At 63.5% G+C, this 22,564-nt stretch carries 23 protein-coding genes; 6 read left to right on the top strand and 17 right to left on the bottom strand.

Annotated elements, in window-relative coordinates:
* Positions 1-3: 3 nt before the first annotated feature.
* The 11 genes from phnE to phnG all read right to left on the bottom strand — a co-directional run bounded on the left by phnE (position 4) and on the right by phnG (position 9,236).
* On the bottom strand, positions 4-978 hold the full coding sequence (phnE, locus tag AC0NIE_RS09280; RefSeq protein ID WP_473487829.1) for a phosphonate ABC transporter, permease protein PhnE: 975 nt from the start codon (positions 976-978) through the stop codon (positions 4-6).
* Positions 979-1,052: 74 nt separating this feature from the next.
* Positions 1,053-1,961, bottom strand: a complete 909-nt coding sequence (gene phnD / locus AC0NIE_RS09285; RefSeq protein WP_473487830.1) for a phosphonate ABC transporter substrate-binding protein — start codon at positions 1,959-1,961, stop codon at positions 1,053-1,055.
* A gap of 143 nt (positions 1,962-2,104) precedes the next feature.
* Positions 2,105-2,962 (bottom strand): phosphonate ABC transporter ATP-binding protein, encoded by an 858-nt coding sequence (phnC, locus tag AC0NIE_RS09290; protein ID WP_473487831.1) that lies wholly within the window; start codon positions 2,960-2,962, stop codon positions 2,105-2,107.
* 352 nt (positions 2,963-3,314) lie between these two features.
* Complete coding sequence (locus tag AC0NIE_RS09295; protein ID WP_473487832.1) at positions 3,315-3,755, bottom strand: hypothetical protein; 441 nt, start codon at positions 3,753-3,755, stop codon at positions 3,315-3,317.
* Positions 3,756-3,834: 79 nt separating this feature from the next.
* Positions 3,835-4,452 carry a DapH/DapD/GlmU-related protein gene (locus AC0NIE_RS09300; RefSeq protein ID WP_473487833.1) on the bottom strand — a complete coding sequence of 206 codons (618 nt, stop codon included), beginning with the start codon at positions 4,450-4,452 and terminating at the stop codon, positions 3,835-3,837.
* Positions 4,449-5,156, bottom strand: a complete 708-nt coding sequence (gene phnL, locus AC0NIE_RS09305; protein WP_473487834.1) for a phosphonate C-P lyase system protein PhnL — start codon at positions 5,154-5,156, stop codon at positions 4,449-4,451. Before phnL ends, AC0NIE_RS09300 begins: the two co-directional genes overlap by 4 nt.
* A 212-nt stretch (positions 5,157-5,368) precedes the next feature.
* Entirely contained in the window at positions 5,369-6,145 is a 777-nt protein-coding gene (gene phnK, locus AC0NIE_RS09310; RefSeq protein WP_065009749.1) for a phosphonate C-P lyase system protein PhnK, read from the bottom strand.
* Positions 6,142-7,053 carry an alpha-D-ribose 1-methylphosphonate 5-phosphate C-P-lyase PhnJ gene (locus tag AC0NIE_RS09315; protein WP_473487835.1) on the bottom strand — a complete coding sequence of 304 codons (912 nt, stop codon included), beginning with the start codon at positions 7,051-7,053 and terminating at the stop codon, positions 6,142-6,144. The genes phnK and AC0NIE_RS09315 overlap by 4 nt, the downstream gene beginning before the upstream one ends.
* Positions 7,050-8,159, bottom strand: coding sequence for a carbon-phosphorus lyase complex subunit (locus tag AC0NIE_RS09320; RefSeq protein WP_473487836.1), 1,110 nt, complete (start codon positions 8,157-8,159; stop codon positions 7,050-7,052). Before AC0NIE_RS09320 ends, AC0NIE_RS09315 begins: the two co-directional genes overlap by 4 nt.
* Position 8,160: 1 nt before the next feature.
* Positions 8,161-8,772 carry a phosphonate C-P lyase system protein PhnH gene (gene phnH, locus AC0NIE_RS09325; protein WP_473487837.1) on the bottom strand — a complete coding sequence of 204 codons (612 nt, stop codon included), beginning with the start codon at positions 8,770-8,772 and terminating at the stop codon, positions 8,161-8,163.
* On the bottom strand, positions 8,772-9,236 hold the full coding sequence (gene phnG, locus AC0NIE_RS09330; protein WP_473487838.1) for a phosphonate C-P lyase system protein PhnG: 465 nt from the start codon (positions 9,234-9,236) through the stop codon (positions 8,772-8,774). Before phnG ends, phnH begins: the two co-directional genes overlap by 1 nt.
* Positions 9,237-9,358: 122 nt before the next feature.
* Between phnG and phnF the strand changes: the two genes are divergently transcribed.
* Positions 9,359-10,111 (top strand): phosphonate metabolism transcriptional regulator PhnF, encoded by a 753-nt coding sequence (gene phnF, locus AC0NIE_RS09335; RefSeq protein ID WP_473487839.1) that lies wholly within the window; start codon positions 9,359-9,361, stop codon positions 10,109-10,111.
* 293 nt (positions 10,112-10,404) lie between these two features.
* Here phnF and AC0NIE_RS09340 read toward each other — a convergent pair whose 3' ends face one another.
* The 6 genes from AC0NIE_RS09340 to AC0NIE_RS09365 all read right to left on the bottom strand — a co-directional run bounded on the left by AC0NIE_RS09340 (position 10,405) and on the right by AC0NIE_RS09365 (position 17,988).
* The gene (locus AC0NIE_RS09340; protein WP_473487840.1) at positions 10,405-11,421 is read right to left on the bottom strand and encodes a zinc-binding alcohol dehydrogenase family protein; all 1,017 of its coding nucleotides are present in this window, start codon (positions 11,419-11,421) and stop codon (positions 10,405-10,407) included.
* Positions 11,422-11,489: 68 nt separating this feature from the next.
* Positions 11,490-12,455: an ABC transporter permease gene (locus tag AC0NIE_RS09345; RefSeq protein ID WP_287223244.1), complete on the bottom strand. Its 966-nt coding sequence runs from the start codon at positions 12,453-12,455 to the stop codon at positions 11,490-11,492.
* Positions 12,452-14,005: a sugar ABC transporter ATP-binding protein gene (locus AC0NIE_RS09350; protein WP_473487841.1), complete on the bottom strand. Its 1,554-nt coding sequence runs from the start codon at positions 14,003-14,005 to the stop codon at positions 12,452-12,454. Before AC0NIE_RS09350 ends, AC0NIE_RS09345 begins: the two co-directional genes overlap by 4 nt.
* A 91-nt stretch (positions 14,006-14,096) precedes the next feature.
* On the bottom strand, positions 14,097-15,092 hold the full coding sequence (locus AC0NIE_RS09355; RefSeq protein ID WP_473487842.1) for a substrate-binding domain-containing protein: 996 nt from the start codon (positions 15,090-15,092) through the stop codon (positions 14,097-14,099).
* A 334-nt stretch (positions 15,093-15,426) separates the two neighbouring features.
* Complete coding sequence (locus AC0NIE_RS09360) at positions 15,427-16,425, bottom strand: aldo/keto reductase (protein ID WP_473487843.1); 999 nt, start codon at positions 16,423-16,425, stop codon at positions 15,427-15,429.
* A 57-nt stretch (positions 16,426-16,482) separates the two neighbouring features.
* Positions 16,483-17,988 carry a UxaA family hydrolase gene (locus AC0NIE_RS09365; protein ID WP_473487844.1) on the bottom strand — a complete coding sequence of 502 codons (1,506 nt, stop codon included), beginning with the start codon at positions 17,986-17,988 and terminating at the stop codon, positions 16,483-16,485.
* A gap of 271 nt (positions 17,989-18,259) precedes the next feature.
* Here AC0NIE_RS09365 and AC0NIE_RS09370 point away from each other — a divergent pair, with 271 nt between their 5' ends.
* The 5 genes from AC0NIE_RS09370 to AC0NIE_RS09390 all read left to right on the top strand — a co-directional run bounded on the left by AC0NIE_RS09370 (position 18,260) and on the right by AC0NIE_RS09390 (position 22,512).
* Complete coding sequence (locus AC0NIE_RS09370) at positions 18,260-19,180, top strand: GntR family transcriptional regulator (protein ID WP_473487845.1); 921 nt, start codon at positions 18,260-18,262, stop codon at positions 19,178-19,180.
* A gap of 95 nt (positions 19,181-19,275) precedes the next feature.
* Positions 19,276-19,629, top strand: coding sequence for a DUF2946 family protein (locus AC0NIE_RS09375; RefSeq protein WP_473487846.1), 354 nt, complete (start codon positions 19,276-19,278; stop codon positions 19,627-19,629).
* A gap of 103 nt (positions 19,630-19,732) precedes the next feature.
* On the top strand, positions 19,733-20,272 hold the full coding sequence (locus tag AC0NIE_RS09380; RefSeq protein ID WP_473487847.1) for a copper chaperone PCu(A)C: 540 nt from the start codon (positions 19,733-19,735) through the stop codon (positions 20,270-20,272).
* A gap of 39 nt (positions 20,273-20,311) precedes the next feature.
* A complete protein-coding gene (locus AC0NIE_RS09385) occupies positions 20,312-20,830 on the top strand; it encodes a YcnI family copper-binding membrane protein (RefSeq protein WP_473487848.1) in 519 nt (172 codons plus the stop codon).
* Positions 20,831-20,886: 56 nt separating this feature from the next.
* Positions 20,887-22,512, top strand: coding sequence for a copper resistance CopC/CopD family protein (locus AC0NIE_RS09390; protein ID WP_473487849.1), 1,626 nt, complete (start codon positions 20,887-20,889; stop codon positions 22,510-22,512).
* Positions 22,513-22,564: the final 52 nt, after the last annotated feature.

Genomic DNA, 22,564 nt, shown 5'->3' on the forward strand with positions numbered 1-22,564 from the left:
CGCTTACTCTCCGCGCCCGTATGCGAACGCCTGCCGGCCGACAAGACGATGTCTCAGCCATGCCGAAAACTGGTCGACGGCGACAATCGTGCAGAACAGCAGGAAGACGATGGCGATGGTCTTGGCCTCATGGCCTCGGCCGATCGAAAGACGCAGCGATTCACCGATGCCGCCGGCGCCGACGGCGCCGAGAATGGTCGAAGCGCGCACATTGATCTCGAAGCGGAGCAGGAAATAGCTCATGAGATTGGGCAGGACCTGGGGCACGATGCCGAACCACACCCGCTCCACCCAGTTGGCGCCAACGGCGCGCAGACCTTCTTCAGGCTTCATGTCGGCATTCTCGACCACTTCGAAGAACATTTTTCCGAGCGCGCCGACGGTATGGATGCTGACCGCAATGATCGCCGGAATGGGTCCTAGCGAGAAGATCGCCAGAAAAAAACCGGCAATGACAATTTCCGGAAAGGCGCGGACAATTTCAAGGAAGCGGCGCGTGGCGAAACGGAGCCAGCGGCTGGCCGTGATATTGCCTGCAGCTAGGAAGCAGAGCAGGAAACCGAATGTGGCGCCTACGAGCGTCGAAAACAGGGCGATGTTCAGCGTCTCGATCATCCGGTGGAAATACTCCGGAATGTAGATGCTTTGGGTCAGATAGACCCGGCCTTCTGGGTAGTCGAACTTGAGGCTGCCATCGTCATAGGGGGACGGCAGGTCGAACAGCGCGCGCACCGGGTCGAACCAGTCGCGTGGCTTCAACTCGGCGAAAAAGTCGGCGACGTAGGGAAGGCGGTCGAAGAACTTTCCGGCGTTGGTTTCGTTGGCGAACCAGAGCGAGCCAGAGAGTGCAAGAAATAGGAAAACCAGGCCTCCGATCGTGTAAAGGCGCCGGCGAGCGGCGAGGTCGCGCCAGTGCCGCTCGACGGTGGCTCCCTCCGGGGAAAGGGCAGGCGCGCGGTAAACGTCGGTCGCACTCATCGATAGATCCCCGGCCCCTGATGCGGCAACGCCGCCGGCGGCTCATGGCCCCGGCGGCGTTTTGGCAGCTTGCTTTACGAGCCGATCTTCGCCTTACGGGCGTCGATGATTGCCTGATAGAATTCCGGGGTAACCGGCGAATAGCCCTTGTAATCGCCGCCTTGTATCGCCGAGAAACAGGCCGGATCGGTTTCCGGAAGCTTGGTCAGGAAGTCGGTGATCTTCTGCTTGGCGCCGGCGTCGATCGACGTGCGCAATACCAGCGGGCCGTTCGGGATCAGCGGCGACTGCCACAATTCGACGAGGTCATCCATCTTGAGGACGCCCTTGTCTACCATCTTGCGCAGATTGCCCGAGCTGTAGCCGTCCTTGAAGTCGCCGACGCCGGAGGCCCAGGTGGTGCCGGCATCGAACGTACCCTTCAGGACTTCAAGGACAAGCTGTTCATGGCCGCCGCCGAAACCGGTCGACGCGAAATAGCTCTTCACGTCCATGCCGATGTCCTTGGGCAGTGAAGTGACCGGGATCAGGTAACCAGAAGTCGAATCGGGATCGGCGAAACCGAGTTTCTTGCCCTTCATGTCGGCGAGCGTCTTGATGCCGGAATCAGCACGGGCAACCATGACCGAATGGTAGCCGGTCGAACCGTCGGTCTGGACCGTCGTCAGGATCGGCTGAACCGCGTCCTTGTTTTCGAGATAGATCTTGGCGTAGCCGGAAGCGCCCAGTTCGGCAAAGTCAAGCGTGCCGCCGAGCAGGCCCTGGATGACGCCGTCGTAATCGGCGGCCGGGAACAGCGAAACTTTCTCGACGCCGAGGACTTCTTTGATGTGGTCGGCGAAGCACTGGTAATTGCGCAGACGGTCGGCTTCGTTCTCGCCGCCCAGAATGCCGACGCGGAACTCCTTCAGGTCCTGTGCCTGGACCGTGCCCACCGCCATGGCGAGGATGGAAACGGCACCGAAGATTATCTTTCTAAACATTTCGCGTCTCTCCTGTTGGTTCCGGCATCGCGCCGGCAGCGTTCGAATTTTGACAGCGCCCTTGACGCGGGCTGGCGATCCAGGTGCTCTTCGGTTGTCCATGACCTTTCGTATACCGGTATCCACTTTCCGGGATCATGGAACTAGTAGCCTGGAAATGCGGGCTCGAGCGGTCCGGTGGATGCGGCGATTTTTTGCTTGATGGTGACGCTGGTCGAGGTGATGGCCTCGGAGATTTCGCCGCCATTGCTGTCGGCGCCGTAGACCATGCGCACAGCCTCGCGGTTGAGCTCTTCGGGTGGGCCGTCGAACACGACCTTGCCGGCGGCCATGCCGATGATGCGGTTGCAATAGGTGCGCGCGGTATCCAGCGTGTGCAGATTGGTGACGACGGTGAGGCCCTCGCGCAGATTGATGTCCTGCAGCGAATCCATCACCACTTTGGCGTTGAGCGGGTCGAGCGAGGCGATCGGCTCGTCGGCGAGGATGACTTTCGGCTGCTGCATCATGGCGCGGGCAATCGCAACGCGCTGCTGCTGGCCGCCGGACAACGTGCCGGCCGGTTGCAGCGCCGTGCGGGCGATGTCGAGACGCTCGAGCGCCGCGATCGCCTCGGCCCGTTCCTCGCGGGAGAAGACACCGAGCAGATTGACAAGGGTCGAGCGGTGATTGAGCCGGCCGAGCAGGACATTGGTCAGCACGTCGAGACGCGGCACCAGGTTGAATTGCTGAAAGATCATGGCGCAATCGCGCTGCCACCGCCTGAGCAGCGAACCGCGCAGGTTGGAAACTTCGGCGCCGTCAAAGAAAATCGAGCCCTGGCTCGGATCGATAAGGCGGTTGATCATCCGCAAAAGCGTCGACTTGCCGGCGCCCGAGCGGCCGATGATGCCGACCATCTGCCCGTGCGGGATCAAGATGTCGACATTGCTGACGGCGGTGTTCCTGCCAAACCGGCGGGTGACACCGCGGATCTCGAGCGTGGCTGAGGTTGCTGACATAGGCAAGTTCCAGTCCAGTCGCGTTTCGAAGGTCCGTTAACCTTCGCTAGCGCAGCCGCATGAAACCGCGGTGTCGGATTGATGTCAGTTTTGTTACCGTCCACAGGTGCAGAGGCGACGCGCTGTCAACCCAGGACCAGGGGGTCCTCGAGAATGTATGGCAGACGACAGTTTGCCGGGCTCGACGAGCAAATTGTATGCGCTGTTGGAGCGCTTGCCGAGATGCACGGGAGGGTTCGGGTTAGAGCCGGCAAAAATCCGGCTAGCGAAGGTTTCACGGAGTGAAGCATGGCGATCTCCAGGGAAGACCGCCTCCTGTCCGAGTCATGTGTCATGCATATGAAAGGAACCTTCAAAGACAGGGGTTTAACAAGGGCTCGCGATCGACTTCGAGCAACTTGTCCATGTTGGCGGTGCTCTGGCTGGGATCGACAGACTTGAGCGAATTGTAGAGTGCCATGCTCTCGCCCTCCAGCTCACAAGAGGCGGTGCCGCGTTGAGCTTGGCGCGCACGGATCTGGTTCTGCCGTTCGTCCAGCGCAGCTTGCGTGGTGTCCGAGTTCCTGATGATGAAGGCGTTCATGCGGTCGATCCCTGACTGAAGGAAGTCGAGAAAATCACGATCTTGCTTCGGAGCGCAGTTTTCACCGATCGCGTGGATTGATGCATAGATCATCCAGATGCAAAGGACCGCGCCGCGAGGATCCATCTTCGGCACCTGGTTGGCAGGCGCTTGTTGAGGCAAGAGAGTCACCAGCGCAACCAGGCAAAATCCTACCCATCGTCTGATCATGCCAATCCTTACGTTTTTTTCTTACGACTTTTTGCCCGGCAATCGTCAATTAAAAGGCGACAGCGTTGAGCAAGGGACGTTAGCCGCCATATTTTTCCAGAAACGCTTCCGCCGCAAGCGCGCGGAAATCGTCGAGCGCGGCGCGTAGTTGGGCGTGGTCCCAATCCCACCAGGCGAGTGCCTGATAGCGTTCCACCGTGCGGCGGTCGAAACGTTCGCGGATCGGTTTGGCCGGCACGCCGCCGACGATGGTGTAGGGCGCGACGTCCTTCGACACCACGGCGCCGGCGCCGACCGCCGCGCCATCGCCTATGGTGACGCTGGGCAGGATGGTCGAGCCGTGGCCAAGCCAGGTGTCGTGGCCGATGGTGACGCGCCTGGCACGGCGCTGGGCAAAGAATTTGCTCTCGTGCTCGGCGTCGTCCCAATAGTCCGAGGCACGATAGGTGAAATGGTGCAGCGTTGGCCGCCAGGTCGGATGGTTGGTGGCGTTGATGCGCACGCTGGCGGCGATGTTGGCGAATTTGCCGATCGTCGCGCACCAGGCGCTGCAGTCCTGCATCATGTAGGAATAGTCGCCGATCGTGCTCTCCGAAACCCGGCAGCGTTCGGCGATCTCGGTCCAGCGACCGAGCGTCGAGTTCTCGACTTCCGCCGTTTCGTGGACCAGCGGCGTTTCCGACAGTTTTCGGGTCACGCGGCGATTTTTCCGGCGGCAAAAGCGGTCACGTCGATGACGCGGTCGGCCACTGCCTCGCGCACGTCGTGGTCGTGGAAGATGCCGAGCAGGGCGACGCCGGCCGCCTTCTTGGCGGCGATCAGCGCAATCACCACGTCGCGGTTCCTGGCATCGAGCGAAGCGGTCGGCTCGTCGAGCAGCAGGATCGGGTGCTCGGTGATGAAGCCGCGCGCGATGTTGACGCGCTGCTGCTCGCCGCCGGAAAAGGTCGCCGGGGGCAGCGCCCAGAGTTTCTCCGGCAGGTTGAGCTGCGCCAGCAAGGCGCACGCCTTGCCGCGCGCGACCTCACGGTCCTCGCCGCGTTCGACCAGCGGTTCGGCAACGACGTCGAGGGCGGAGACGCGCGGCACGGTGCGCAGGAACTGGCTGACATAGCCGATCGTGAGCCGGCGCACGGCAAGCACGGTGCGCGGGCTGGCCGTCGCGAGATCGATGAGCCCGTCCTCGTGCTGGACGATGATCTGGCCTACGTCGACGGCGTAGTTGCCGTAGAGCATCTTCAGGATCGAGCTCTTGCCGGCACCGGACGGGCCGCCGAGCACGGCACATTCGCCGCTCCTGATCGAGAACGACACGCCGGCGACGACAGGCAGTTTGATGCCGTCGCGTAGATGCATGGTGAAGCTCTTGGCGACATCGGAGACGACGAGCGGGGTTGCCATCAGAAGGTGCTCCATTCGCCATTCGTTTGCGGGCCAACATCCCCCTCTGGCCTGCCGGCCATCTCCCCCTCAAGGGGGGGAGATTGGATGTCGCGCACGGTTTCGCCACTCTTCAAGGTTGCAGAACAAGCGAGACGGAGAGACAGCCGATCTCCCCCCTTGAGGGGGAGATGGCCGGCAGGCCAGAGGGGGGTACGCCGGAGCAATCATCTTCACACCTGCAATATCGAAGAAACAAGGAGTTGGGTGTAGGGCGCGCGTGGATCGTCAAGCACGCGGTCGGTGAGGCCGCTTTCGACGACGCGGCCGTCCTTCATCACCATCATGCGTTGCGACAGCAGACGCGCCACCGCAAGATCGTGGGTGACGACGATCGCCGCCAGGCCGAGATCGGTGACCAGGCCGCGCAACAAATCGAGCAGGCGCGCCTGCACGGAGACGTCGAGGCCGCCGGTCGGCTCGTCCATGAACACCAGCCGCGGCCCGGTGACGAGGTTGCGGGCGATCTGCAGGCGCTGGCGCATGCCGCCGGAAAAGGCGCGTGGTTCGTCGTCGATGCGGTCCTCGTCGATCTCGACGCGCGATAGCCAGTCGACGGCGGTAGCGCGGATTTTTCCATAGTGGCGGTCACCCACCGCCATCAGCCGCTCGCCGACATTGGCGCCGGCCGACACCGTCATGCGCAGTCCGTCGGCAGGGTTCTGGTGGACGAAGCCCCAGTCGGTGCGCATCAGAAAACGGCGCTCGGCCTCGCTCATGCGGTAGAGCTCGCGGAACTGGCCGTCGCGCATACGGTAGCTGGCGGTGCCAGAACTCGGCAGCAATCTGGTCGAGAGGCAGTTGAGCAGCGTCGTCTTGCCGGAGCCGGATTCGCCGACCACCGCCAGCACCTCGCCCGGCCACAGGTCGAAGGTCACGTTCTCGCAACCAACGCGCGAGCCGTAGAATTTGGACAGCGCTGAAACGCGCAGCAGTGGTTCGTCGGTCATTGCGCCGGCTCCCTTTTTTCCAGGGCAGGAGGGGTTTCGGCCGCAAGGTGGCCGCGATGGCCTTGTTCGCGCCGTTTCTCGCAATGATCGGTGTCGGAGCAGACGAACATGTGGCCGCCATGGTCGTCGAGGATGACCTCGTCGAGATAGACGTTTTCGGCCGCGCACAGCGCGCAGGGCTGGTCGAAGGTCTGCACCTCGAACGGATGGTCCTCGAAGTCGAGGCTGACCACTTCGGTAAAGGGCGGCAGCGCATAGATGCGCTTCTCGCGGCCCGCGCCGAACAGTTGCAGAGCCGGCGAACGGTGCATCTTCGGATTGTCGAACTTCGGCGTCGGCGAGGGATCCATCACATAGCGGCCCTCGACCTTGACCGGATAGGCGTAGGTGGTGGCGATGCGGCCGTGCCTGGCGATATCTTCGTAGAGTTTTACATGCATGAGGCCGTATTCTTCCAGCGCATGCATTTTCCGCGTTTCCGTCTCGCGCGGCTCGAGGAAGCGCAGCGGCTCGGGAATCGGCACCTGATAGACCAGCACCTGGCCCGATGTCAGCGGATGTTCGGGGATGCGGTGGCGGGTCTGGATAATGGTCGCCTTGGCCGTCTCGGTGGTGACGGCGACATTGGCGACCTTCTTGAAGAAGGCGCGGATCGAAACGGCATTGGTGGTGTCGTCGGCGCCCTGGTCGATGACCTTCAGCACGTCGTCGGGCCCGATGATCGATGCGGTGACCTGGACGCCGCCGGTGCCCCAGCCATAGGGCATCGGCATCTCGCGCGAGGCGAACGGCACCTGATAGCCGGGAATGGCGATGCCCTTGAGGATCGCGCGGCGGATCATCCGCTTGGTCTGCTCGTCGAGATAGGCGAAGTTGTAGCTGGCGATGTCAGCTGGTCGCGCGGTCATTCCGCGGCCTCCCTTTTTTCTTCCATCTTGCCGTTCTCGCGGGCGTCATGCTCGGCGCGCATGCGGCGCACCAGGTCGAGCTCTGCCTGGAAGTCGACATAGTGCGGCAGCTTGAGGTGCTCGACGAAACCGGTCGCCTGGACATTGTCGGAATGCGAGATGACGAATTCTTCGTCCTGGGCAGCGGCGACGACATCTTCGCCGAATTCGGTTGCACGAAGCGCGCGGTCGCATAGCGCCATGGCCATCGCCTTGCGCTCGCTCTGGCCGAAGACGAGGCCGTAGCCGCGGGTGAATTGCGGCGGCGCCTTGGCCGAGCCCTTGAACTGGTTGACCATCTGGCACTCGGTGACACGCGCAGTACCCAGCGGTACGGCGAATGGCAGCTCCGGCACGTCGAGTTCCAGCTCGACCTCGCCGATGCGAACCTCGCCGACGAACGGATGGTTGCGGGCATAGCCGCGCTGGGTGGAATAGCCGAGCGCCAGCAAAAAACCCTCATCGCCGCGTGACAGCGCCTGCAGGCGGATGTCGCGCGCCATCGGGAATTCCAGCGGCTCGCGGGTGATATCGCCGGGGACATGGTCCTGCGGCATGTCACCATCGGGTTCGATCAGGCCTTCGCGGGCGAGGATGGCGGAGACGCGCGGCATGGCTTCCGCCTCGCTGGCGCGCTGCAGCGGCTCGGCGACATCGCCGCCGGCCGCAAGTTCGGGATCGAGCAGCCGGTGGGTGTAGTCGAAGGTCGGGCCGAGCAGCTGGCCGCCGGGCAGGTCCTTGTAGGTCGCCGACACGCGCCGCTCGACCAGCATCGCGCCGGTGTCGATCGCCCTGGTATAGCCGAAGCGTGGCAGCGTGGTGCGATAGGCGCGAACCAGGAAGATCGCCTCGATCATGTCGCCGCGCGCCTGAACGATGGCGAGCGCCGCCAATTCCCTATCATAGAGCGAACCTTCGCTCATCACCCGGTCGACGCCGAGCGCCAGCTGCTCGACGATCTGGTCGAGGCGAAGCGCCGGCACCGAACGGTCGCCGCGGCGGCGGTCGGCGAGCAGGGCGTGGGCGTTGGCAATGGCCGCTTCGCCGCCTTTTACTGCGACATACATATCACGCCTCCATCGTCTTGATGCGCGTCGTGCGCGGCAGGCAGGCAACGCCTTCCGGGGTGGCGAGGATGATGTCGACACCACGGGGAAAACGCTGATTGTTCTGCTTCCATTGTTCGACGAAGTGGCGCGGCATCTGCGCCGGCGCGATTGTCGCGGTTGTTTCGATGCCAGGACCTTCGAGTAGCAGAGGGGCGCCCGAGACGAGATCGCTCACCTGCAGGATCAGCGTCGTCGAGCGGTCGGGATAGTCCTGGGTGCCTTGTGAAAAGCCGTCGAGCGCCATCATCTCGGCCGGCGTGGCGATCAGCGCGAAATGCGCATCGGCTGGCGTGTTGGCTAGTGGTGCGCCGGTGTGGAAACCAAGCCAGGATTTCACCGCTGCCGGGGCCTGCAAAACGAGATCGAGCCAGAGCGGCGTGTCGTTGTCGCACAGCGCCAGCGCGATGGCGCCCGCGGTGGCCGACAGCGGCGCGGGCGGGCTGGCAAAGACCGGCAGGGGTTGCAGGATGCCCGGCCGCGCCATTGCGTCCATCACGGCGCGGAACACCGTCTGGGCGTCGAACACCGGATCGGCAAAGCCGCCCTCGATCGCTTGGGTTGCGATTTCCATCAGTCTTCTCCGCGTACCATGGTGAAGAAATCGACCTTGGTTGCCGCCGTCTCGGCGCGCCGCCGTTCACGTGCGCTGGCCAGCGCGGCCTGCAGAGGCGCAATGAGTTTGGTCTCGACCTCGTTGCGGCGGGCGGGATCCTGCCAGAGCGCGTCGGCGATCGCCGCCAGTTTTGCTTTCTGCTTGTCACGGCCGAGCGCGTAGCAGTGGCCGACCTGTCCGGATGCGAGCCGGACGGTGGCGCGGGTGACCGTCGCCTCGCCGACGTTGAACGGCGCGCCGCCGCCGCCGATGCGGCCACGCACGGTGACCAGGCCGGTTTCGGGGCCGCGCAGGAGTTCTGCTTGCGAAGGCAGGCCGGCTTGGTTCCAGAGGCGGACGATATCGTCGCCGGTCGATTGCGCCAGCGTCGCCATGACGGCCTTGCGCTCAAGCTGCTGATCGCGCGCTTCCTGTTCTCGCATGGCCGCCGTTCCTTCTCGTTCCAATTTGTATAATGATGTAGACAATTATACAAATTATACCTATTCTCTAAAGCCTGTCCATGACGGATGGATGACACGGCGAAAAAGCTCGGGGCAAAGAGATGATCGGTCAGCAGATCGCCAGCAGCTTGGAGCGGCGCAGCGGCGTCTCGCTGTGGCGGCAGATCGCCGAGCAGATCCTGCATTCGATCGCCGTCGGCGACTTCGCCGAGAATGCTGCGTTGCCACCGGAAGTTGCACTGGCCGAGCGCTATGGCGTCAACCGCCATACGGTGCGCAGCGCCATCGCCGCACTGGTGCAGGATGGCGTGCTCAGGGCCGAACAGGGGCGCGGCACCTTCGTGCTGTCGCGCAAGCGCCTGTCCTATCGGATCGGCGCCCGCACCCGGTTTTCGGAGGGCTTGCAAGGGCAGGCGTCGGAGCGTCGCAGCGTGCTACTCGAATCGGCGGTCGAGCCGGCCAGCCGGCGCGTCGCCGAAGGGCTGGGGGTTACCAAGGGTTCGACTGTCATACGCCTCGAGACACGCGGCGAAGCCGATGGGCAACCGGTCTCGCGTGCCACCGGCTGGTTTGATGCGGCTCGCTTCGCCGGCATCGATGCCGCCATGGCCGAAACCGGATCGGTGACGGCCTCATTGCGGCGTTTCGGCATCGGCGACTATCTCAGGCAATCGACGGTGCTGTCGGCCCGCCACGCGGACGCCGCCGACCTTGCCGATCTCGATCTGCAGCCCGGCGCCATCGTGCTGGTCACGGTCGCGGTCAACGTTACGCCGGACGGCGAGCCGATCCAGTTTGCGGAGTCGCGCTTTTCAGCGGAGCGCGTGGAGCTGAGGCTGTCGGTGAACGATTAGCCTTCAACGTCGTCATCCTTGGGCGAAGCAGGAGCGCAGCTCCGTCGCGAAGACCCAAGGATCCATGCCGTGACCTCGCGCGAAGAGTAAAGACGGCGCAAGACAGAGGTCGTTCTGTACTGCTGCAACGCTCGTATGTAACGGCATGGATCCTATGGTCTTCGCCGCGTCGCTTCGCTCCTTTGCTCCGCCATAGGATGACGAAGTGATGGATGTTTCGGCTAATCGCCAAGGCATGCGCTCTGCCAATCCTGCAATATCGCCCGCCGAATTTTTCGTGCCAGACCGACATCTCATCCGACTTGGATGACAGCCTTGATCAGGCCGGATTTCTCGTGCGCCCAGCGGGCGAGGTCGCGCGGTGTGTCGCCAAGCGTCGTGCGATGGGTGACGAGCTTTGCCAGCGGCACCGCGCCGTCGCGGATCGAAGCGGCGACATGATCGAAGTCGGCGCGCAGCGCGTTGCGGCTGCCGATCAGCGTCATCTCGCGCTTGTGGAATTCAGGATCGGAAAAGACGATGTCGTCCTTGACGACGCTGACCAGGACCAGCGTCCCGCCATGCGCGACATGGGCGAAGGCCGACTGGACGGACTGGGTGTTGCCGGTGGCATCGAAAATCACGTCAAAACCTTCGCCGCCGGTCGCCTCGCGCACCAGGTCGGTCGCAGACTGCCGCGAACCGTCGAGGGTGGCGAAGCCGAGTTCGCTTGCGGCGAAGCCCAGCCTTTCCGCGCTCATGTCGAGCAGCGTCACGTCGAGACCGGCGATACGGGCAAACAGCGCCGTGCCGAGGCCGATCGGCCCGGCGCCGATGACCAGCGTGCGCGCGCCGGGATCAGCCAGCGAGCGCCGCACGGCGTGCGCCCCAATCGCCAGGAATTCGACGGCGGCGGCATCGGCCAGCGACAGGCCGTTTGCCGGATAAAGATTTTGCGCCGGCACCAGGATCCGTTCGCACATGGCGCCGTCGCGATGGACCCCGAGCACTTCGATCCTGACGCAGCAATTCGGCTTGCCTTGGCGGCAGGCGATGCATTTGCCGCAAGCGAGATAGGGGTTGATGATCACCAGTTCGCCGACGGCCAGATCGACGTCCTCGCCAATTTCGATCACGGTGCCGGAGACCTCGTGACCCATGATGCGGGGATAGGCGAGGAACGGATGCTTGCCCTCGAAGATGTGATAATCGGTGCCGCAGATGCCGACATGACTGACCGCGACCAGCGCCCAGCCCGGCGGTGGTGTGCTCGGCGCCGGGCGGTCTTCCACAACAAGATCGCCGGGCGAACGGCAGACGACGGCTTTCATGCTTTTATCCAGTCGGTTCATGGCACCGCCGGCCCCGTTAGCGCCGGCCAGCGGTTTGTTAATATGGTCTACTTGCCGCGGCGGCGCAGGCCGTCGAAATAGACGATGACGATGATCAGCACGCCGGTAATGATGCGCTGCCAGAAGGCATTGACGTTCAAGAGATTGGCGCCGTTGTTGATGGTGGCGAGGATGAAGGCGCCGAGCAGCGGTCCGTGCACCGAGCCGACGGCGCCGAACAACGAGGTGCCGCCGATCACCGACGAGGCGATCGCCTGCAATTCCCAGCCCTCGGCCTGTGTCGGATTGCCGATGCCGATGCGCGAGGCAAGCAGCACGCCGACAAAAGCCGCGCACAGGCCAGACAGCGTATAGGCCATGTAGATGGTACGCTGAACGTTGACGCCGGAAAGCCGCGATGCCTCGGCGTTGGAGCCGACCGAGAACAGATACCGGCCCCAGCGGCTGTGATGCAGGAAGATGTAGGCGGGGATGCCGACCAGGATCACCATCCAGAACAGATTGGGGACGCCGAGAAACGAGCTGCGCGAAAACAGCTGGAAGGCGTCGTTGTTGATCGAGATCGAGTTGCCGTTGGTCATCAAGAGGCCGATGCCGCGCAGCGAGGTCAATGTCGCCAGCGTGATGATGAAGGGCGGCAGGCCCATCTTGACGATGCCGAAACCGTGGAACAGGCCGATGGCGACGCCGACCAGCAAGGTGATCAGGATGGCGAGGAAAATCGGCACGCCGGCATTGATCAGCATCGCCACGATGACGGTTGCGAAGCCAACGACGGCGCCGACGGAAAGGTCGATACCTCCGGTGATGATGACGAAGGTCTGGCCGACCGCCAGGATGGCGATCATCGAACCTTGCCGCAGCAGGTTCGAGATGTTGTTGGCGGAGGCGAAGCTCGGCGTCGCCACCGACAGGATGACCCACAACAATACCAGCAGCGCCAGCAGTGTCAGCCCGAACAGGGCGTTGTAGTTGCGTTTCGGCCTTTCGGCCGGTATCGCCTCGGTGCTCATATCTGTCCTCCCGGGTTTTCTTGTTTCTCGGCCAGCGCTTGGGTGAGGATCTCCTCATGGTTGGCGGTGTGGAAACCATGAGTGGCCACCAGTTTGCCGCGCCGGAACACATGCAGTGTGTCGGCCAGTTCATAGACCTCGGGCAGATAGGACGAGATCAGGATGATGCCGGCGCCATTGGACAAAAGCGCACTGAACAGGCGGTAGATCTCTGCCTTGGTGCCGACATCGACGCCAACTGTCGGCTCGTCGAATATGAACAGCTTGGCGCCGTGCGCCAGCCATTTGCCGATGACGATCTTCTGCTGGTTGCCGCCGGACAGGCTGGAGGCGAGTGCGTTGCGCGTCGGCGTCTTGATCCTGAGATTGGCGATCTGACGATCGGCCTCGACCTTCTCCTGTGCGCTGGAGATCAGCAGATTGCTGGAGATGCGCTTGTAGATCGGCAGATTGAGATTGAGGCCGACCGGCAGGTTGAGGCAGAGGCCCTGGTCGCGGCGGCTTTCCGGCGCCAGCGCCATGCCGAGCTTGATAGCGTCATGCTCGGAGTTGACCTGAACCGCTTTGCCCTCCCAGAGGATCTGGCCGGCCGACCTGCGATGACGACCGTAGAGCGTGGTGACGAACTCGCTGCGCCCGGCACCGATCAGGCCGTAGAGCCCGACGATTTCGCCGGCACGGACCGTCATTGAGACATTTTCGAAGCCCTTGCCGGAGAGATTTCTGGCTTCGAGGAGCGTCGCGCCCGGGGTAAAATGCTCCTTGTGATAGACTTGCTCGATCGAGCGGTTGATCATCATCTTGACCAGCTCGGCGTCGTTGGTCTCGGCGATGTTCCTGGTGCCGACAAGCGTGCCGTCGCGCAGCACCGAGACGCGGTCGGCGAGTTCGAACACCTCTTCCATGCGGTGGCTGATGTAGATGATGGTGACGCCTTCGCCCTTCAGCCGGCGGATCAGCTTGAACAGCTGGTCGGCTTCCTTTCGGGTGAGATAGGCAGTCGGCTCGTCGAAGATCAGGAACTTGGTGCCGCGCACGGTGGCGCGGGCGGCGGCGATCAGCTGCTGCTGGCCTATGGTCAGGTCACCCAGCACGACATGCGCCGGCAGATCGAAGCCGAGATCGTCGATGATCTTCTGCGCTTCCCTGACCATGGCCCGCTGCTGCAGGATGCCGAAGCGGGAATCCTCCTCGCCGAGGAACATGTTGGCCGCGACAGTGAGATGGCGGCACAGAACGACCTCCTGATGCACGGCATTGATGCCGAGCGCCATCGCCTCATGCGGCGTCGCCAGCGCTGCCGGCTTGCCCTCCCAGATGACGTCGCCGGAGGTGCGCGGCATGACGCCGGTCAAAAGCTTGATCAGGGTGGATTTGCCGGCACCGTTCTCGCCGACGATGGCGTGGATTTCACCGGATTTGAAGGCAAGGTTAATCGGCTTCAGCGCGTGCGTGCCGGGATACTGCTTTTCCAGTCCCTTGAGTTCGAGGATCGTCCTGCCCGGTTCCAGCGTTGGGGCCGGATGCAGTTCCTGCGCCGTCGACGTCATGACAGTCCTCCCAGATCGGCCTCACGAGTGGCACGAGTGTAGGTCGTTTCCGGGGCAAAAAGCCCCGGAAACGGTGCGCCAATGCCGATGCTCAGTCGAGCTTCGGATTGAGCAGTGCGTCGATCTTCGGATCCTTCATGTTGGCCTTGGTGACGAGGTTGGCGCCGGTGTCGACATTGGCCTCGACCTTCTCGCCCTTCGAGGCAGCGAGCGCCGTCTTGATGCCGTCGTAGCCCATCCGGTACGGATCCTGGACGACGAGGCCGGAAATGACGCCGTCATTGAGGAACTTGACCAGCTTCTCGTCGCTGTCGAAGCCGATCAGCCCGACCTTGCCGGCAAGGCTGTTCTCGGCGATCGCCTGACCGACGCCCTGCGCCATGATCAGGTTGGAGGCGAAGATGCCCTTGAGGTTCGGGTTGGCGGTGATCAGGTCGGTCGCGATGTTGAGGCCGGTCGTGGCTTGGCCGTCGGCGTATTTGTCGGCAATGAGCTTGAGGCCGGGATATTTGGCGGCAAGCTGTTCCTTGAAGCCCTGGGCGCGCTGCTCGAGCGAGCCTGCACCCGGAAGCGCGGTGATCAGGGCGACGTCGCCCTCGATTTTGCCGCCATTGGCTTCGGCGATCGCCGCCGCCAGCCCGTCAGCGGCGACGCGGCCGCCTTGGATATTGTCTGTGGTCAGGAACGAGGTGAAGGCCTTGGAGTCAGCGCCGGAGTCGATGCCGATGATCTTGACGTTGGTGGCTGCCTCATCGATCGGCTTGCCGAGCGCCTTGGCTTCGGTCGGTGCGATGACCACGGCAGCCGGGTTGCCGGCGACGGCGTTTTCAAGGATCGAGATCTGGCCGTTGACGTCGGTCTCCGCCTGGGCGCCGAGTTCCGGCACGTTGACGCCGAGGTCCTTGCCGGCCTTGCGGGCACCGGCCAGGACGATCTGCCAGTAGAAAGAGGTGGTGTCCTTGACGATGATCGGAATGGTTACGTCCGCCGCCGAAGCCGGCGCCGAATGCATCACGCCGGCAAGCATCGAGGCGGCGGCGAGCGCCACGAATGCGCGGCGGTTGAGAATGCTGGTCACGAATTTCATTAGACTTCCTCCCTAAGTCGCCCGGTGAACGTTGCGGAAGCCCGGTTTGGATAGGCGCTGCCCAAACAGAACTTTATCAATAAAAAACATTTACCGCATTTTGATAGTGCATAGGTTGGGTCGACGCAAGCGGTGTTTCGCATCGCCCTCCGTATGCCTCGACCGGAAGGAGTGCCGATCCTCATCGGAAACCCTCCAGATCCTCTCCGAAAAGGAATGGAATATTAATTCCAGAAACCAGTCAAGATGGAATATTCATTCTTTTCTTGAGGGCACGATTGTGACGCCTCCTGATCGCACCGTCCGCCGTTTAACCGGGGAAGGCCGCAGCGCATCAGCCGAGTTTCTGTACGACGGTGTAGGGATCATATTTGGCGAATTCTGTTTCGGGCACCTGGATGTCGAGCAGTTGCAGATTTCGTTCCAGATTGGCCGGTTTGGCGGTGCCCGTCAGCACAGAAGCCACCACAGGCTCGTGCAGCGGGAACTGGAACGCCGCCGCTGCAAGCGGGTAGCCGCCCTCGGCGGCGATTTTTTCCATGGCGCCGACGCGGTCGAGAATGTCCTCGGTGGCCGGCAGGTAGTCGAAATGCGCACCCGGCACCGGGCCGATTGCCAGGATGCCGGAATTGAAGACGCCGCCTATGATCAGCGAGGTCTGGCGTTGTCGGCAAAGCGGCAGCAATTCGGCTTCGGCGGTGCGGTCGAGCAGCGAATAGCGGCTGGCGAGCAGGATGCAGTCGAGCGGCGCCTGGCGCAGCACATCGAGACAGATCTGAACCTCGTTGACGCCAAGGCCGTAGGCGGAAATGACCTTGGACGACTTCAGCTCTTCCAGCGCCTTCAGCCCGCCATCCATAAACTGGCGGAAATGCAGCTTCGTTTTCTCGACGCCATGCGTGTAGACGCCGATGTCGTGGACGAACAGGATGTCGATTCGATTGAGGCCAAGCCGCGCATAGCTGAACTCGACCGAGCGCATGATGCCGTCGTAGGAATAGTCGTAGTCGGGCGCAAAGGGCAGTGGATCGACATAGGAATGGTCCGGAATCCGGTCTTCCGGCACCGGCCGCAACAGGCGCCCGACCTTGGTCGACAGCACGTAGGAATCCCGCGGCTTGTCACGCAGGAAATCGCCGAAGCGGCGTTCCGAGAGGCCGAAGCCGTAGAAGGGCGCCGTATCGAAATATCGCAAGCCGGCATCCCAGGCGACCTGCAGCGTCTGCATCGCCGCCTCGCGCGGGCAAGCTCGGTAGAGGCCACCGACCGCCGCGCCGCCGAAGCTGACCTCGGTTATTTCCAGCGCGGTGCTGCCGACACGGCGTTTCTTCATGCAAAGCCTCCCACCGGCCATTTGCCTGGCCCGTCTAAGTCTTAAGTCAGTTAGTGGCTAGAGGGTCGCGCCGAGGTGCCAGGGCACGAACTCGTTGTCGCCGTAGCCGAACTCCTCGCTCTTGGTCTTGCGGCCGGAAGCCGTCTCGACGATCAGTTCGAAGATCTCGCGGCCCATGCCGGCAATGGTCTTTTCGCCCGAGGCGATGACGCCGCAATTCACGTCCATGTCCTCTTCCATCACGTGGTACATGGTCGAGTTGCTGGCGACCTTGATCGACGGTGTCGGCCGGCAGCCGAAGCAGGAACCGCGGCCAGTGGTGAAGACGATGACGTTGGCGCCGCCCGCGACCTGGCCGGTGGCGGAAACCGGGTCGTAACCGGGCGTGTCCATGAACACCAAGCCGTGGCCAGTGACCTTCTCGGCATAGCCGAAGACGCCGTTGAGCGGCGTCTGGCCGCCCTTGGCGACCGCGCCGAGCGACTTCTCCAAAATGGTGGTCAGGCCGCCGCGCTTGTTGCCGGGCGAAGGGTTGTTGTCGATGGAAGCGCCATGTTTGGCGACATGGTCTTCCCACCACTTCACATAGCCGTCCAGCTTGGCGGCGATCTCCGGGCTCGCTGCACGATAGGCGAGCAGATGCTCGGCGCCGTAGATTTCCGTCGTCTCGGAAAGGATGCCGATGCCGCCGACGCCGGCCAGGATGTCGACGGCGGCGCCCAGCGCCGGATTGGCGGTGATGCCGGACATGCCGTCCGAGCCGCCGCATTGCAGGCCGACGACGATCTCGCTGACCGGGATCGGCTCCCGCTCAAGCTTACCGACCTCCTCGGCGATCTCGGCCAGCACGCCCATTGCCTTCTCGACCGATTTGCGCGAGCCGCCGGCTTCCTGGATGTTGAAATGGCGTTTTCCCGCGGCGACGCCCTTCTGGCCATAGAGGGTGAGCTGGTTGACCTCGCAGCCGAGGCCGACCATCAGCACGCCGCCGAAATTCGGATGGCGGGCATAGCCGGCAAGCGTGCGATGCAGCACCATCATGCCGTCGCCGGTGGCGCTCATGCCGCAGCCCTGGCCGTGGACGATGGGAACGAAGCCGTCGATGCCCGGATATCTGGGCAGGAGCGTGCGGTTCGCCTCGTCGGCGATGGCATGGCAAACGGTGGCCGAGCAATTGACGCTGGCGAGAATGCCAATGAAGTTGCGCGTGCCGGCACGGCCGTCGGCGCGACGGTAGCCCATGAAGGTGCGGGCGCGGTCGGCCTCGGTCGCGTGCACGGCTTCGCTCGGCGGCACCACCGGCAAACGCCCGGACTCGAAGACCAGATTGTGCGAATGAACATGCTCGCCGGGCGCAATGTCCTGGGTGGCGCGGCCGATCGCCTGGGCGTATTTGACCACAGCCTCGCCGGCGGCGATCGGCTTGATCGCCACCTTGTGGCCAGGTTCGATCAGCGCCGTGGCGACGGCGCCGCCCGGCAGCACCGCGCCGATCTCGATGCGGCCATTGGCGACCGCGACATTGTCGGCGGGAGACAGAAGAATGCTGTTTGCGGCGTTCACGGGCAGTTTCCTGGGTGTTCCTGGGATGCGCTTGCGGATTGACACGCGCCTGTTAAAAGATAATGTCTTTTATCGTGAAAAAACAGTTTTGCGTCAATTGTTTTTTCGTGACGGCACCGCGCGTTCTTATGGATGTGCAGAGGACCGGGCACCGGAATCAGGGCTGACTTCTGAAGAGCAATTCCGCTTTTTGGGGGCCTGCGCTAGGAACGTTTGTCAATATCGCGCTTCAAGCCGGCCGCCGCAAGCGCCGGCGCGCAATGGGGCAGGGATGTCGAAGAGCAATAACGTCTATAAGGACGCCTACAATCGCGGTCTGCGGCTGCTCGATGAAACGAAAAGCCTGCCGTCTGAGCCCGAGCTGGGCACGCTGCTCGGCGTCAGCCGCACGACGATCCGCACCATCCTTGCGCGCATGGAAGAGACGGGGCTGATCACCTGGAACAAGCGCAGCAAGACGGTTTTGCGCGTGCCGCGGCCGGACGACTTTTTCCCCGAGGAAGAGACCGACACGCTGTCGCAGATCATCGAGCGCTCCTTCATGCGGCGGCTGCTTGCCGGCGGCGCCGAGCCCGGCATGCAGATCAACGAGCTCGAGCTGGCGCGCGAGATCGGCGTCGGCACCACCAGCGTGCGCGAGTTCCTGATCCGCTTCTCCCGCTTCGGGCTGATCGAGAAACGCCGCAACAGCCATTGGGTGCTGAAAGGTTTTACCCGCGCTTTTGCGCTGGAATTGACCGAAATCCGCGAGATGTTCGAACTTCGCTCGGCTGCCGCCTTCGCCGCCCTGCCGGAAGACAGCCCGGTCTGGGCCGACCTCGACCTCCTGGAAGACGAGCATCGCCGGCTGGCGCGTGAGATCGCCACGCGCTTCAACGAATTCTCGGAGCTCGACGAGCGCTTTCACCGGCTGATACACCGCGCGTCGCACAATCGCTTCATCGTCGATTTCTACGACGTCATCGCCATGATCTTCCACTACCACTACCAGTGGAACAAGGCGCAGGAGCGCGAGCGCAACGAAGTGGCGGTCGCGGAGCATCTGGCCTATATCGCAGCGCTCAAATCGCGCGATCCCGATAAGGTCGACGCCGCCTGCCGCAAGCATCTGAAGTCGGCGCGGCACACGCTGCTGACGTCGATTCCGGAAGGCCAGCAGCGCCCCGATCGCGCCGCGTTGCCGCAGCAGTGATTTGGCGATTTTCCACCTGCTGAGCCCGTGCTAGACATCTGGCCGTTGCTGCGTGAAGAGGCAGGTCTTTGACAATCCGGCGGAGACGATGGAGCATGCCGGCCGCGTTCGCCGTGGCCTGCTTGCTCGTGCTTCAGTCGGCGCTTGGCGCATTCGCCTTCGGCTTAAGCCCGAATGCTTCGCAACTCGACGCTTTCGGCAATGTCATCTGCACCCAGGAGGGCGCGGCCCAGCTTCCAGGCGGCGATCCGCAGCAGCACATGCCGGCTTGCTGCATGCTTGGCTGCGGTGTGGCCGCGGCTGCCTATGCGCCGCCACCCGCTGCCGCCACGGTGGCCGGCGACTTTTCCATCGAAACCGTCGCCTTTGTGCTGCCGGCGTTCAGGCATCTCGACTTTGCCCGCGACCGCTCTCCGTCGAATCCGCGCGCGCCGCCAGTGACGGCCTGATCCGTCCCAGTTCGCCTTGCGGAATTTTTCGCGAGCGAATTCGTTCAACATCGAAACTGTTCGCGACCGGCCGACGGCGCGATTTCTCAGTTCTGGAGCTATCATGTCTCATTCTTTCCGCGCGCGGTTCGGCCGCAACAGGTCCTTCCTGCACAGCTTCGAGGAGCGACTCGGCATCACCGTGTTCCTCCTCGCCCTGCTGTTCGTCAGCGCCCAGGCCGTTTTCGCGCATGAGTTCAAGGTCGGCGACCTTGAGATCGTGCATCCCTGGTCGCGCGCCACGCCGCCTGGCGCCAAAGTGGCCGGCGGCTACTTCACCATCACCAACACCGGCAGTTCGCCGGACCGGCTGCTGTCGATCTCCTCTGAAATTTCGGCCAAGGCCGAACTGCATGAGATGGGCGTCAAGGACGGCGTCATGACCATGCGGCCGGTCACCGGCGGCCTCGAAATCCCGGCCGGCGGCAAAGTCGCGCTGGCACCCGGCGGCTATCATCTGATGTTCGTCGCGCTGAAACGGCAACCGAAGCAAGGCGAGACGTTTCCAGCAACGCTGACCTTCGAGAAAGCCGGCACGGTCGCCGTCGAGTTCGCCGTCGGGGGCATGGGCGAAACGGGCGGCATGGCTGACCATGCCAATTGATCCGGCCTGATCCGTACAATTCAAACTCGAGGAATCATCATGAACAGTTATCTTCTGTCGGCCGGCGCTTTTTTCGTCCTGGGGACGGGTACGGCTTTCGCCCATGTCACGCTCGAAACCCAGGAAGCGCCTGTCGGCTCGACCTACAAGGCGATCCTGCGCGTGCCGCATGGCTGCGAGGGCAAGGCGACGACCGCCGTGCGCGTGCAGATCCCGGAAGGGGTGATTTCGGTAAAGCCGATGCCGAAGCCGGGCTGGACGCTGCAGGCCAAGCAAGGCAGATACGAAAAGTCCTACCAGCTCCACGGCCAGGCGGTGGCCAGCGGCGTCAAGCAAATCGACTGGAGCGGCGGCAGCCTGCCGGACGAATTCTACGACGAATTCGTCTTCCGCGGGACACTGGCGGCGGATCTGCCGGCCGGCCAAACGCTCTACTTCCCGGTGGTGCAGGAATGCGACGGCGCCGCCGAACGCTGGATCGAGATACCAGCGGCCGGCCAGGATGAGGACGCGCTGGAATATCCGGCGCCCGGCCTCAAGCTTTCGCCGAAGCAATGATTATTTGGCGGCGCGCTTTGTTCGAAAGAGCGCGCCGCTGTTTTTGTGACCGTGACATGAGTGCTGCATCCCTCCTGCGAACGGTCTGCACAGCCGGCCGACCTACGATCTGCCTGCTGGCTGCAATCGTGCTGCTTGCCGCCTTTGCCGCGCTAAGTCAGGCCTTCGCCCACGCGGCGCTGGTCACAACCGAGCCGGCGGACGGCGCCGTGCTGGCGCAGAGCCCCGCGCAATTCTCGCTGACCTTCAGCGAGCCGGTGTCACCGCTGGTGCTGACCTTGGTGCGGCCTGATGGAACGCCGGTTTCGCTGACGTCTTTTCGGCTCAATGGCCAGACGCTCGACATCGACAATCCGCAAGGGCTCGAATCGGGCACGCATGTGCTGAGCTGGCGGGTGATCTCCGCCGATGGCCATCCGGTCGGCGGCTCGGTGCTGTTTTCGATCGGCGCGCCGAGCGCTGCGCCGGCCGTCTCCGACGCGGTCGACCGGGCCCTGAGGTCGGCAATCTGGATCGGCAAGGTCTTTCTCTATGTCGGCCTGTTTCTCGGCGTCGGCGGCGCCTTTGCCATCGCCTGGCTGGCAAAGGGCGGGCGTTCCGGCCGTCGCTTCGTCATAGCCGCAATCCTGTGCGGCCTTGCCGCGGCGCCCTTGTCGCTCGGCTTGCAGGGACTGGACGCGCTTGGTGCACCGCTCGCCCGGCTGGCGCAGCTGGGCGTCTGGCAGGCCGGGCTCGGCACCAGCTTCGGCCGGACGGTGCTGGTCGCGCTGGTGGCGCTCGGGCTTGGCCTGCTGTCGCTGGTCGGGCCGCGCGGCGGCGCAAAGCTGTTTGGCTTTGCCGGTCTGGCCGGTGTCGGTGCCGCGCTCGCCGCCAGCGGGCATGCAAGTGCCGCCGAACCGCAATGGCTGACAAGGCCGATGGTGTTTCTGCACGGCGCGGGAATCGCGTTCTGGGCCGGGGCGCTGGCGCCGCTCGGTCTCGCCATGCGGCGGAAGCCGGCAGAGGCCGCGCCTTTCCTGCATCGGTTTTCCCAGGCGATCCTGCCTGTCGTGGCCGTGCTTGCGGCCACTGGCTTCGTGCTGGCTGTGATCCAGGTGCAGGCGCCCGCAGCTTTGCTCGAGACCGCCTACGGCCGGCTGCTGCTGGTCAAGCTGGCGCTGCTGTTGTTTCTGTTCGCCCTGGCGGCCATCAACCGCTGGAGGCTGACCGGTCCGGCGGAAGCGGGAAAGACGGAAGCACAGAGGAGGCTGGTTCGCTCGATCGGCATTGAAGTGCTGATCGTTCTGGGGATTTTCGGCGTTGCCGCCGGCTGGCGCTTCACGCCGCCGCCACGCGCCCTGGCGATCGCAGCAGCGCAGCCGGCATCGGTGCATATCCACACGCCGAAGGCGATGGCCAACCTCAGCATCACACCCGGCCATGTTGGAGCGGTTGCCGCCTCGATCGTCATCATGACCGGCGATTTCGGCCCGCTCGACGCTGAACAAGTGACGCTGGTGCTGTCAAAACCCGACTCCGGGATCGAGCCGATCAAGCGCGCGGCGAAAAAACCAGACGACGGCACCTGGCGCGTCGACGATCTCGTCGTCCCGGTTCCCGGCCGATGGACGGCGCGGCTCGATATTCTCGTCTCGGATTTTGAGATCGTGAAGATAGAGGCGCCGATCGACATCAGGCCGTGAGGACAAGCTTGCCGTTTGCAACACAATTCGGCGAGTGCGGTTGACGCCGCCC

The organism is Mesorhizobium sp. WSM4842, assembly GCF_055901575.1.